We start from the raw sequence: 11,816 nt of genomic DNA, 5'->3' as shown, positions 1-11,816 counted from the left end.
TAACCGCTATGAAAAAAATCCTGCCTGCACTCTTATTATTACTATTGACAACCTTAGGCCTGAGTGCCCAAACACTACCAGCCGCAGCGCCTTATACACTGTTTAAGCCCGATCGCGTATTTGATGGCCATGACCTGCATACAGGTTGGGTGGTGCTGGTGCAAGGCAAAGAGATTGCAGCAGCAGGGCCAGCCAACCAAATAAAAGTACCTGCACAAGCCACCGTTACCGAACTAAAAGGCATGACCTTACTGCCGGGACTGATTGAAGGCCACTCGCACCTGTTTTTGCACCCCTATAACGAAACCACCTGGAACGACCAGGTGCTTACCGAGAGCCGTGCCGAGCGTACGGCCCGCGCCGTGGCACATGCACGCGAAACATTGATGGCCGGCATTACCACCACCCGCGAGCTTGGAACCGAAGGGGCCGGCTATGATGATGTGGGCTTAAAGGCAGCTATCAATAAAGGCCTGATACCGGGTCCACGTATACTGACGGCAACGCGGGCTATTGTAGCTACCGGCAGCTATGGCCCTAAAAGCCCCGTAGCCGAAATTAGCTTACCCCAAGGTGCCGAGGAAGCAGACGGGGCCGAGGGTTTAACCCGCGCTATCCGTTCGCAAATTGGCCATGGTGCCGATGTGATAAAACTCTACGCTGATTACCGCTGGGGACTTGGCGATCAAGCTGCGCCTACCTTTACGCTGGAAGAATTGAAACTGGCCGTGCAGGTGGCCGGCAGCAGCGGACGCATGGTGGCAGTACACTCCAGTACGGCCGAGGGTATGCGCAGGGCAACGCTGGCAGGTGTAACTACTATTGAGCACGGCGACAACGGCACGCCGGAGATATTTAAACTAATGAAAGAACATAACGTAGCCTTGTGTCCCACACTCGCCGCCGGTGAGGCAACCAGCAGCTATAAAGGATGGAGAAAAGGCATAGACCCTGAGCCTGAACGCATCAAACAGAAACACATCAGCTTTGCCAATGCGCTTAAAGCAGGCGTTACCATTTGCTTTGGCGGCGATGTTGGCGTATTTGCCCACGGCGACAACGCCCGAGAATTGCTATTGATGGTTGATTACGGCATGAAACCGCTGGACGCCCTACGCTCAGCCACATCGGTAAACGCAGAAGTATTTAAGCTGAACCACTTAGGTTTGATTAAGCCCGGTTACATGGCCGATTTAATTGCTGTAGAGGGTAACCCGGCTGAAGATATTACGGCGGTAAAAATGGTTAGAATGGTGATTAAAGATGGCGTAAGGGTAAAATAACCAATAGACTTCTAGCTATTTTATCAAAAAATCCGGTGCTTAATTCCCTGCACTTATATGAGGAAAATGTAAAGTTATTTTACAATTGGTATAAAATGCTTGTTGCCTTGTATATTGCTGCCTTTAATTCAGTTACGTATGCAACTTAAAGGTTCCCGCAAAGTGGGCAACAAATTTCAAAATCCTATACCTACCGACGAAGCCGGCTTTAATAAGTTACTGCCCATTATGTGGGAATATATTGTAAACAAAGCCGAAAACACACCGCGTAAAACACTTGGACCATTTACTACTGATGCATCGGTGTACCACACGCCGCCGGCAAGCGGCCTGCGGGTAACCTGGATGGGGCACTCAAGCCAGCTTATAGAAATTGATGGCAAGCGCATTTTAACTGACCCCGTTTGGAGCAGCCGCGCTTCTTTCGTACAATGGGCCGGTCCAAAACGCTTCTTTCCTGCCCCGTTGCCTTTAAATAGCCTGCCTAAGCTTGATGCCGTACTTATATCGCATGATCACTACGACCATTTTGATGACGCTACCATACGCACCCTGGCTAAGCTGAATATACCATTTTACACCTCGTTAGGTGTTGGCCGCTACCTGCGCCAATGGGGCGTTGCCGACCACCTGATTACCGAAATGGACTGGGGCGATACAGCGCAAATTGGCAACGATTGCACACTTACCACCGCACCTACCCGCCATTTTTCGGGCCGGGGCATTGTTAACCGTAATGAGACGTTATGGTCGGCCTTTGTAATAAAAGGGCATACGCATAATATATTCTTTGGGGCAGATTCAGGCTGGTTTAACGGCTTTGCCGACATTGGTGAGGCATACGGCCCGTTTGATTTAACCATGCTGGAGATTGGCGCCTATGGTAAAAACTGGCCAGATATACATATGGGGCCGCTTAGTGCCTTTAATGCACATAAAGCTTTAAAAGGCAAGCAAATGATGCCCATACACTGGGGCACCTTTAATCTGGCCTTACATGCCTGGTACGAGCCTATTGAGATTCTACTGGAATTGGCCGCAAAAGAAAGCATCACTCTTTTTGTACCTGAACCGGGCAGACCTACCGAGGTAACCGGCGCAGATTTCAACTCAGAATGGTGGATAAAATATAAAAGTTAGAATTATATGTTGCTTAAAATCGGTCGTTTGGTACAGGTCAAAGCAACATATAGTTCTTCGTACGTGATATCTTCGATGTTATACCCTTGCTGCCAGCTATTAAAACACCTCTTTAATATGCTTGTAATTGGCTTTAATAGTGTCCCAAACTTCGCCAGCCTGACCGTTAAGCATTAGTTTTGACATAGCCAGGGTCATTCCTTTTACTTGTCCAAACTCTACACGAGGCGGCATTGCCAGAGCATTAGGATCAGTCATTACGTCTAACAATACAGGGCCGTTAAACATCATGGCTTCGCGCATGGCTTGCTCAACCTGGTCGGGGTCGGTTACTTTTACACCTTTAATACCCATAGCCTGCGCTACTAATGCAAAATCGGGGTTAACCATATCGGTTTGCCAATCGGGCAGACCAGCTACTTCCATTTCTAATTTCACCATACCCAAAGAGCGGTTGTTGAAAACCACTATTTTAATAGGTAGCTTATACTGCGCAATGGTAGCCAAATCGCCCAGTAACATAGAGATACCACCATCACCGGCCATAGCAATCACCTGCCTGTCAGGGCAAGCCAGCGCTGCACCAATGGCCTGCGGCATGGCATTGGCCATAGAGCCGTGGTTAAAAGAGCCAATCATACTCCGTTTTCCGGTAGCGTGGATATGACGGGCACCCCACACGCAGCACATGCCGGTATCTACTGTAAATATAGCATTGTGGTTAGCCAGCCTGTCCAGCACATCGGCCACAAACTCCGGGTGAATGTTATTAACCGATCCTTTATCATCTATGTAAGTACGAAGATTATCTTTTACATGCGCATAGAGCTTAAGTTGCTCCTGCAAAAAGCTATCGTTGGTTTTTTGTAGTATGAGTGGCAACAGCGCTTGGAGCGTATCTTCAATCTTACCGCATAAGCCTACATCCACCTTGGCGCGGCGGCCAATGCGTTCGGGTTTAATATCCACCTGCACAATCTTACACTCCTTAGGCATGAACTGCTCATACGGAAAATCGGTACCCAGCAGTATCAGCAAGTCAGACTCGTGCATGGCGTGATATGCCGACGGCAAGCCCAATAAACCAGTCATCCCTATCTCGTTAGGGTTATCATACTGCACAAACATCTTACCGCGGAACGAGTAGCCTACGGGTGCATTTATCCGTTTAGATAACTCCACCACCTCATCATGCGCGTTGGCGCAGCCAATGCCACAAAATATAGTGATCTTTTCGTGTTCGTTAATCAATGCCGCCAGGTTGTTTAAATCACGGTCGGTTGGGCGTATCACCGGGTTGGTATGGTAATTCTTTAAGGCTGATGGCGTTTCTGCAGCTTCCATTTCGGTTACATCGCCGGGTAAGCCTATTACCGATACCCCTTTTTTAGTAATAGCGTGTTGTATACCGGCCTGCAGCATACGCGGCAGTTGTGCCGGGGTGGTGGCTAACTGGTTGTAATAGCTGCAATCATCAAACAATTTTATGGTATTGGTTTCCTGAAAGTATTCGGTACCGTACTGGTGCGACGGACAGGTAGAAGCTAAAGCAATAACCGGCGCGCCCGACCGGTGCGCATCGTACAAACCATTCACTAAATGCACGTGGCCCGGGCCGCTACTGCCTGCACAACAGGCAATACCTAACAGTTCGGCCTCGGCGGCGGCGGCGTAGGCACCCGCTTCCTCATGGCGCATGTGTATCCATTGCATGCGGTTATCGCTACGCCTTACGGCATCATTTACATGATTTAAACTATCGCCGGTTACGGCATATATTCTTTTTACACCGGCGGCTGTTAACATCTCCACCACTTGCTCTGCTACTTTTTGGGCCATACTTCAGGGTATTTAATTACTTAAGATAACCTGATTGCCTTTACCGGGTTTTTTAATTTTACATAAAGCGCTATCTTTATTACAAATGGCTGAAGAAATTAAAAACATTCAACTGAAGTATAGCTGTAACGCCAATTGGGAAGCTATGCCCGAAACCGAAGGTGGCCGGCAGTGCGATAAATGTCAAAAGAAGGTTCATGACTTTACCAACAGCAAAGCTGAAGAGTTTGAACGAATTTTGGCAGAGAATAATTACAGCATATGTGGGCGTTTCATTAAGACACAGGTAACATCAGCACCGGATAGAATTTCTACGTGGAAGAAATGGGCTTCGGCTGCTATGCTATTGGTAGGGTTTAACTTAGCAGCATGCCAAGACAAGGAGCGAAAAGCAACTGTTTTAACAGGTACCCCATTAATTCCGCTCGATACTGCTGAGCAAGAAGATGTTAAAGGAGAAGTATCACCGGATGTCATTAAACAACTTGCCTCATCATGCAAAAAAGTGAAAATTTCGCCGAATGATGTTTTTACATCAGTAGAAGTTGTACCTGTGTTTCCGGGTGGAGAAAAAAAGTTTATGGCTTTTATGGATAAACATTTAAAGTCAGGTAAAACTGTAAAAAGGAGCCGGGTACATATAGCCTTTATCATAGAAAAAGACGGCTCGCTAAGTAACATTAAACCTGTTGGCCCGAGTACAGAACCGGCCGCTTTAAAGGAAGCCATTAGAGTGCTTAAACTTTCACCCAGATGGATACCAGGTAAGCAAAACAACGAACCTGTAAGGGTGCAGTATGTTGTACCGGTTATTTTCAACTAAAATCCAGGTCTCCGCTTTTAATCGATTTTGCAAATCCTGTTTATTCGTCGGTGGAACGTATATCCCTTTTTAACCGTGGATATTAACATCTCCACTATTGCTCTGCCGCTTTTTGTCCTATCTCTCAGGAATTTTGTTGTTATATACACCGATTGCCTTTAAGGTTTTATAATTTTGAATTAAGCGTTATCTTTATTCAAATGGCTAACGAAATTAAAAACGTTCAATTGCAGTTTCGCTGTAATGCAAATTGGGAAGCTATGCCCGAAACCGAAGGTGGCCGGCAGTGCGATAAGTGTCAAAAAAAAGTTCATGACTTTACCAACAGTAAAGCTGAAGAGTTTGAGCGAATTTTGGCAGAAAACAATTATAATATTTGCGGCAGGTTTAAATTAGAACAATTAGCACCGCCAAGTTTGCCGCTATGGAAAAAATGGCTATCGGCTGCTATGGTGCTTATTGGTTTCAATTGGTTTGCAAGCAAAGCGCATGCACAAAATGTAAAAGCGACATCCGTTAAGGATACAACAAGAAGCAGTAGCAAAGCCACTGTCTCAAGCACGTTGAATGCTACATCTTCCGGTAAGTTTCCCGATGGGATATTTGGTTCTTTTGAAATCTTACCTAAACCTCCTGCAAATTTTCAAGACTTTTTAGATAAAAATCTGGATAAGAAAAAGGCATTAACGCCAGGCAGGCTAGTCTTAACCTTTGTTATTGAAACAGATGGTTCTTTAAGCGACATCCATGCCATCGGAAAATACCAAGACGAGGGCGCCGTTAATGAAGCAATAAGAATTTTCAAACTATCGCCCAAATGGACGCCCGGTCAAATACTTGATAAAGTGGTAAGAGTTCAGTATACCGTGCCTATTTTTTTCAACTAAAATGCAAATTCTCCGCCTTTAACCGCTTTTGCAAGTCTTGCTTGTAATTGCGGCCTATTGGCAATTCATGCCCGCTTACTTCTACTACGGTAGCGTAAAAGGAATCAATCTTTGAAATTGCCACGATAAACGAACGGTGAATACGCACAAATCGCCGCTCGGGCAGCATCTCCTCCAGAAAGCTGATCTTTTGCTTGCTAATGTATACTTGCGAGGCCGTAACCACCTTCACATAATCGCGCAGGCTCTCAATCCACAAGATATCGTTGATGTTGAGCTTTATGGTTTTACGTTCTACTTTGAGGTACAGATAAGCGTCGGTATCGCCAACCGGAACTTCATGCGACAGCACGGCAGCCTGTTTATGGTGCTCATTGAGTTGATAAATCTTATCCATGGCCCGTAAAAAGCGGTCGAACGAAATCGGCTTTAGCAGATAATCAACCGCATTCAATTCAAAGCCTTCCAATGCAAACTCGCTGTAAGCTGTAGTGAAAATTACCTTCGGCGGGTTCTTCAGGCTCCGCAAAAAATCATTGCCGTTAATGCCCGGCATCTTAATATCCAGAAACATCAGGTCTACTGGTTTTTGCTGTATAATCTGGAATGCCTGTATTGCGCTGTTACAGCGACCGGCAATTTCCATCTGGTCAAAATTGCCCAGGTAATTTTCAATCACCTCAATGGCGTGTGGTTCATCGTCAACAATAAGGGTGCGTATTTTCATGCTGAGGTTAGGTTAGGCACAGGTTGGTTTTGCGAAATAATGGTAAGTTCTAATACAATCAGAAATGTATCTTCATCATCCATTATTTTGAGCTGATAGGCAGATGGATATAGTAGTTCAAGGCGCTTCCTAACATTCTGCAAACCTATGTTGCCATGATGCACATCTGCATCCGCAGGCGTTGTTTCGGGCTTGCTATTGGCTACTTTAAGTTTAAGCTGTTCATTGTTAACCTGAAGATCAATATTTACCCAGGCCTCACCTACTGTATTACTGGCGCCGTGTTTAAAAGCGTTTTCAATAAAAGTGAGCATAATGAGCGGTGCAGTCAACTTATTTTCCAAATTACCACTTACCGTAAAATTCAGATCTATGCGCTCTTCATAACGGATCTTTTCCAAACTGATGTACTGCTGCAGCATCAACACCTCTTTTTGCAGACTTACGTAAGGTGTGTTACACTCATACAGCATATACCGCAGCATATCTGAAAGACCCAGCACCACCTGCGATGCTTTAGATGAGTTGGTAAGTGTAAGTGCGTATAAATTATTAAGGGTATTAAATAGAAAATGAGGGTGTATTTGTCCCTTAAGTGCCCTTAACTCGGCCTGTAATGCTGCCTGCTTGCGCTCGTACCACATCCGGAAAAGCTTGATACCCAAGGCCGCCCACACCACAAAATGCATCATTTTAAATGCGTTTATAAAAAGCACCTCATCAGTTATTTTTTGCAAGAAGGTGCGTTTATAAATACTATCTACAAACTCCTGCTCAATGTTTGGAAATTGCTGAATAATGTAAGGACTGGCTATGAAGATATCTACCAGCCGACTACAGATGATAACAGAAAACATAAGAACCAATAACCTGAGTGCAAAACCTACGTACTTACCTCTGTACAAATATTTAGGTAGCAGGAAATAGGCCAGCACGTAAAAATAAGTCATGTGAATAGGCGCATAGAAAAGATTATTGCGAAAGGAAACCCAAAATGTGCTTTTTACGGCGTACATACCAGCAAATAGCCAAAATATAACTGTCCAGAAAATTACATGCTGTGCTACTCTGTTAATTTGCAGTTTTCCTATAGTTATAACCGTGCTGCTTTCCATTCTACTAATTTACTCTAAGTCAGCAAAATCAGCCAATGTTTATGTTAAATGTAGACTAAAAACACCCTTTCATCGACCAACAACAGATGATTTGGTGCAAACGCATGCTTAATGCATACCAACTGTGTTTGGCTGTTAAAACGCACGGTTTAACAGTTAACTCATGGTGTGTAACTACTGCTGTTTTAAAGAACAGGAAGTCAGGATAAATTTGGTTAACAATTAAAGCACCATGAAAAAGATATTTTTAACCTTAACCCTTATCACCGTTTACTTTTTAAAAAGTTATGCACAAACAAATCACGCCACCTGGGTAATTGAAAGCGAAAGCCCTAAAGCCAAAATGCAAACCGTAAAGTTTTATGACGATAACTCGCAGCTTATTTATACCGAAACTATAAACGCACGGCTTAACATCAGTAAAAAGAAGGTACAAAAAGCATTGAACCGGATTTTAGACAGCCTGCTTACCCAACAAAACTATCGGGAAAATAAAAATGTATTGGCGGCTTCATTTAAGCTGAAGCCATAAAGATTTTTTGTTTTAATGAACGTAAGCGGTGCTGGCGCGAGGCTGGTACCGCTTTTTTTGTGAAGTGGTTTTAAATTACATATCAAATACTTACCTTCATTTACCAATTACCAAAAATGAAAATCTTTGCTGCTGCTATTCTATGTTTATGTGCTTGGAGTACAGCTTGTGGACCGCCGCAGGCACAACAGCAACAGGCCATGCCCAAACCTAAGCCAGACGCACAAACCGTACGAATTGATGAACCGGTTTGTGGACCATCAAGACAGATGATTTTAAAAGGCGGCATTTACAACTATGCCGAAATTTTTCCGGTATTTCCGGGCGGGGATAAAGGTTTTAAGGATTATATCACTAAAAATATCCGCACTATTAAAGGAGTTCAGTGCCGGGTTGTTGCATGTGTGGTTATAGAAAAGAATGGCTCAGTGTCTAACATCAAGATAATAAGAAGCTGTAGTGCTAAAACCGACAGGGAAGCTATCAGACTGCTTAAACATTCACCACGTTGGATACCGGGTAAACAGAAAGGAAAACCAGTTAGAGTACAGTATTATTTACCTATTTTATTTTCTTAAAGCGTCACAGCTGGATCAACCCAGTTGCCATCCTCCTGGATGATGCCAATCAGTTCGTCTAATGCGCTGGTGGTGTTTACATTCTTTTTCACTACTTCCTTACCCCGGTATAATGTAATTTTACCCGGACCAGCACCTACATAGCCATAATCAGCATCGGCCATTTCGCCCGGGCCGTTCACAATACAGCCCATAATGCCAATTTTCAGTCCTTTGAGGTGACTGGTGCGGCTGCGGATCATTTGCGTGGTTTCCTGCAAATCGAACAGTGTGCGTCCGCAGCTTGGGCAGCTGATGTATTCGGTTTTAGATATACGCGAACGGGTGGCTTGCAAAATGCCAAACGCTGTTGAGGTAATTACCGCAGGCGGCATACCGGGTGCATCAATCCAAACCCCGTCGCCAAAGCCATCAACCAGCAAAGCGCCCATATCGGTAGCGGCATAAAGTTGCAATTCAGTTACCTGATCAGTTGGGTGGGTAGCAGAAATTAAAACTTTGGAGTTATCAGCATTAACTATAGACGATGTACCGGTATTTGGTGCTATGTTTAGTTGCTCTGCTCCCTGTTCGTGGCTCTCTGCGCCAAACCCGTAGCTTCTTTTAATAATAACCGGCGTAGCTATGCCCGCCGCTGCTAATCTGAAAAAGAAGGAGCGCTGCTCGGCCATGCCGTGCAGTGCATCAGTTTCTAAAACCAAAACCAGTCCTTTATCATCATGAGCGAGTTTAATTAGCTGGGCGGCATCAAAATCGGCCAGGGCAATCTTCACCAGGTTTAAAGCTGATGAACGGTCTTCGGCTGCCAGGTATTCGGCTAACGTAAATACCGGGTGGCAATTCTTTTTATGTGTTAAGGTTTGCCAGGTGGTGTAATTGTATAACTGCTTTAAATTACCCGGAAAGGTAAACGAAGGCAGCTGATTGGCCAGGTAAACAAAATCAACCGACTGATCGGCCATATTATATTTATCCAGCACGGGCGAGTACAGGTAACCGGCATCATTCAATACAGATGGGTCTTTCAGGTTACTCGTGCTCAAATCCAGCACCACACGTGGTACCATATGCCCGCCAATAAAGGCGTTAGCCTCATCGGTAACACGCTTTTGATACTCATAGGGGCTATGCTGAGGAGCGGAGATCGGAGCTATTAGAGGAATGGCAGAAGATACCTTGCTTATGGATTGTGACTCTTGATTTTTTTCCACGCCCTTTGCGCCCCGCTCTAAATACCGGTTCACTAATGCAATAGCTACAGGCGCTTCAGCCTCAGGCTCTTCGGTTAGGGATACACGTACGGTATCGCCCAGGCCATCTTCCAGCAGGGTACCAATGCCTACCGCCGATTTGATACGGCCATCCTCACCATCGCCGGCTTCAGTTACGCCCAGGTGCAGCGGATAGTTCATGCCTTCAGCCACCATAGTATCAACCAGCAAACGGTAAGCCTGTACCATTACCTGCGGGTTGCTGCTTTTCATACTAATAACCAGGTTATAGTAATTCAAAGCTTCGCACATGCGTATAAATTCCATGGCGGACTCTACCATGCCCTGCGGCGTATCGCCATACCGGCTCATAATGCGGTCGCTCAGCGAGCCGTGGTTGGTGCCGATGCGCATGGCGGTACCGTACTCTTTGCAGATATTTACAAGCGGGGTAAACTTTTGAAAGATACGGTCCAGTTCGCCCTGGTATTCCAGGTCGGTATATTCCAGTTCGTCAAATTTCTTTTTATCGGCGTAGTTACCAGGGTTAACGCGTACTTTCTCTACAATACGGGCAGCCACCTCAGCAGCATTGGGCGTAAAATGAATATCGGCCACCAGCGGCACCGTGTAACCACGCGCACGTAACTGCTTTTTAATCTCGGCTAAATTCTGTGCTTCCTTTATACTGGGTGCCGTAATACGTACATACTCACAACCGGCATCAACCATACGAATGGTTTGCTCTACCGTACCTATGGTGTCCATGGTATCGGTAGTGGTCATGCTTTGAATACGGATGGGGTTACTGCCACCCATTGGCACATCGCCAATGGTTACCTCGCGGGTTACAAAACGGGAGTATTGGGTTAATGAGTTACAATAACGGCCAGGCAGCACTTTTACAGCATCAGCATTCATCATATGCACAGAGAGATAACTTTGATTATAAATACAAAGTTAAGCATTATCCGCTTATGCTTGTTTCAAGAGAATGTTAATTTAAAGCTCGTCCTTCCTGATCACGTACGTCTTAGCCAGCATATCGTGTATGCCCTGCTTGTGCTGCATAAAAAGCACGCTCCAAAAACCAGCGCCGCAAAACAAAAAAGAAAATATTTTAGCAGCGCTTCTAATCATTGCTTTTAATGGGTTTATCTTCCTGCCCTCGCCATCCACTATAACTAACCGGCACAGGGCCTGCCCCAAAGTACTGCTTAAAGGCAGTGCACACAACAACAGGTTATAAACAAAAAGTGTGATCAGATAAATACGCTGAACCAGATCCCGCGTATGCGGTTCTTCAATGTTAAAGGTATTGATACTAAACGGAAGATAATCGGCAAATAACACAAAACCGAAGCCTATCAAAAAGGAAACAATGACATGGTCTATGATAAAGGCAAGTAGGCGTATCCAAAAACTAGCCAGGTTGGTTTCGGTAGCAAAGTAGTAACCCTCGTACCGGAAGTATTCTGCGAAGTCTAAAATATCACTGGCTTTTTCCCAACTGGTAAAATCGGTACGTACCATATCATTAGGCTCCAGGCGACCATCAGTCAGTTCTTCAAACGTAAACGGACCTTTTTCGCCGTCATTATCTTTTACATAAAAATTGTCCATGCAGTACGCTGTGTTTAACAGGCCGGGCAAAAGTAACCTTTTAGTATTGCTTACCCAA

General features: G+C 45.0%; 11 protein-coding genes. 6 read left to right on the top strand and 5 right to left on the bottom strand.

Going from position 1 to position 11,816, the window contains the following annotated elements:
* Positions 1 to 8: 8 nt before the first annotated feature.
* Positions 9 to 1,283 (top strand): amidohydrolase family protein, encoded by a 1,275-nt coding sequence (locus ABDD94_RS05840; protein WP_345955060.1) that lies wholly within the window; start codon positions 9 to 11, stop codon positions 1,281 to 1,283.
* Between the two features lie 138 nt (positions 1,284 to 1,421).
* Positions 1,422 to 2,423 carry an MBL fold metallo-hydrolase gene (locus tag ABDD94_RS05835; protein ID WP_345955059.1) on the top strand — a complete coding sequence of 334 codons (1,002 nt, stop codon included), beginning with the start codon at positions 1,422 to 1,424 and terminating at the stop codon, positions 2,421 to 2,423.
* Between the two features lie 99 nt (positions 2,424 to 2,522).
* Here the strand turns inward: ABDD94_RS05835 and ABDD94_RS05830 are convergent, their stop codons facing one another.
* The gene (locus ABDD94_RS05830; RefSeq protein WP_345955058.1) at positions 2,523 to 4,262 is read right to left on the bottom strand and encodes a thiamine pyrophosphate-dependent enzyme; all 1,740 of its coding nucleotides are present in this window, start codon (positions 4,260 to 4,262) and stop codon (positions 2,523 to 2,525) included.
* 85 nt (positions 4,263 to 4,347) lie between these two features.
* On the opposite strand from ABDD94_RS05830, the gene ABDD94_RS05825 reads away from it, so the two are divergent.
* Entirely contained in the window at positions 4,348 to 5,085 is a 738-nt protein-coding gene (locus tag ABDD94_RS05825) for an energy transducer TonB (RefSeq protein WP_345955057.1), read from the top strand.
* 200 nt (positions 5,086 to 5,285) lie between these two features.
* Positions 5,286 to 5,972, top strand: a complete 687-nt coding sequence (locus tag ABDD94_RS05820; RefSeq protein WP_345955056.1) for a hypothetical protein — start codon at positions 5,286 to 5,288, stop codon at positions 5,970 to 5,972.
* Here the strand turns inward: ABDD94_RS05820 and ABDD94_RS05815 are convergent.
* Together ABDD94_RS05815 and ABDD94_RS05810 are read right to left on the bottom strand one after the other, a co-directional pair.
* Complete coding sequence (locus tag ABDD94_RS05815) at positions 5,965 to 6,699, bottom strand: LytTR family DNA-binding domain-containing protein (RefSeq protein WP_345955055.1); 735 nt, start codon at positions 6,697 to 6,699, stop codon at positions 5,965 to 5,967. The two genes, ABDD94_RS05820 and ABDD94_RS05815, sit on opposite strands and share 8 nt — an antisense overlap.
* Complete coding sequence (locus ABDD94_RS05810; RefSeq protein WP_345955054.1) at positions 6,696 to 7,814, bottom strand: histidine kinase; 1,119 nt, start codon at positions 7,812 to 7,814, stop codon at positions 6,696 to 6,698. Before ABDD94_RS05810 ends, ABDD94_RS05815 begins: the two co-directional genes overlap by 4 nt.
* 232 nt (positions 7,815 to 8,046) lie before the next feature.
* Between ABDD94_RS05810 and ABDD94_RS05805 the strand changes: the two genes are divergently transcribed.
* Positions 8,047 to 8,346, top strand: a complete 300-nt coding sequence (locus ABDD94_RS05805) for a hypothetical protein (protein WP_345955053.1) — start codon at positions 8,047 to 8,049, stop codon at positions 8,344 to 8,346.
* A gap of 116 nt (positions 8,347 to 8,462) precedes the next feature.
* Positions 8,463 to 8,924, top strand: coding sequence for an energy transducer TonB (locus tag ABDD94_RS05800; RefSeq protein WP_345955052.1), 462 nt, complete (start codon positions 8,463 to 8,465; stop codon positions 8,922 to 8,924).
* Here the strand turns inward: ABDD94_RS05800 and ispG are convergent.
* Entirely contained in the window at positions 8,921 to 11,056 is a 2,136-nt protein-coding gene (gene ispG / locus ABDD94_RS05795) for a (E)-4-hydroxy-3-methylbut-2-enyl-diphosphate synthase (RefSeq protein ID WP_345955979.1), read from the bottom strand. The two genes, ABDD94_RS05800 and ispG, sit on opposite strands and share 4 nt — an antisense overlap.
* Before the next feature lie 81 nt (positions 11,057 to 11,137).
* Positions 11,138 to 11,758 carry an RDD family protein gene (locus ABDD94_RS05790; RefSeq protein WP_345948476.1) on the bottom strand — a complete coding sequence of 207 codons (621 nt, stop codon included), beginning with the start codon at positions 11,756 to 11,758 and terminating at the stop codon, positions 11,138 to 11,140.
* Positions 11,759 to 11,816 lie beyond the last annotated feature (58 nt).

The sequence above is a fragment of the Mucilaginibacter sp. PAMB04168 genome (genome assembly GCF_039634365.2).
Classification (GTDB): domain Bacteria; phylum Bacteroidota; class Bacteroidia; order Sphingobacteriales; family Sphingobacteriaceae; genus Mucilaginibacter.
This window is presented reverse-complemented; position numbering and strand designations above follow the sequence as displayed.

Bases quoted from the DNA above. Each gene is read 5' to 3' on its own strand.
- ABDD94_RS05840 (WP_345955060.1), top strand. From the start codon at position 9: ATGAAAAAAATCCTGCCTGCACTCTTATTATTACTATTGACAACCTTA.
- ABDD94_RS05835 (WP_345955059.1), top strand. From the start codon at position 1,422: ATGCAACTTAAAGGTTCCCGCAAAGTGGGCAACAAATTTCAAAATCCT.
- ABDD94_RS05830 (WP_345955058.1), bottom strand. From the start codon at position 4,262: ATGGCCCAAAAAGTAGCAGAGCAAGTGGTGGAGATGTTAACAGCCGCC.
- ABDD94_RS05825 (WP_345955057.1), top strand. From the start codon at position 4,348: ATGGCTGAAGAAATTAAAAACATTCAACTGAAGTATAGCTGTAACGCC.
- ABDD94_RS05820 (WP_345955056.1), top strand. From the start codon at position 5,286: ATGGCTAACGAAATTAAAAACGTTCAATTGCAGTTTCGCTGTAATGCA.
- ABDD94_RS05815 (WP_345955055.1), bottom strand. From the start codon at position 6,699: ATGAAAATACGCACCCTTATTGTTGACGATGAACCACACGCCATTGAG.
- ABDD94_RS05810 (WP_345955054.1), bottom strand. From the start codon at position 7,814: ATGGAAAGCAGCACGGTTATAACTATAGGAAAACTGCAAATTAACAGA.
- ABDD94_RS05805 (WP_345955053.1), top strand. From the start codon at position 8,047: ATGAAAAAGATATTTTTAACCTTAACCCTTATCACCGTTTACTTTTTA.
- ABDD94_RS05800 (WP_345955052.1), top strand. From the start codon at position 8,463: ATGAAAATCTTTGCTGCTGCTATTCTATGTTTATGTGCTTGGAGTACA.
- ispG (WP_345955979.1), bottom strand. From the start codon at position 11,056: ATGAATGCTGATGCTGTAAAAGTGCTGCCTGGCCGTTATTGTAACTCA.
- ABDD94_RS05790 (WP_345948476.1), bottom strand. From the start codon at position 11,758: ATGGACAATTTTTATGTAAAAGATAATGACGGCGAAAAAGGTCCGTTT.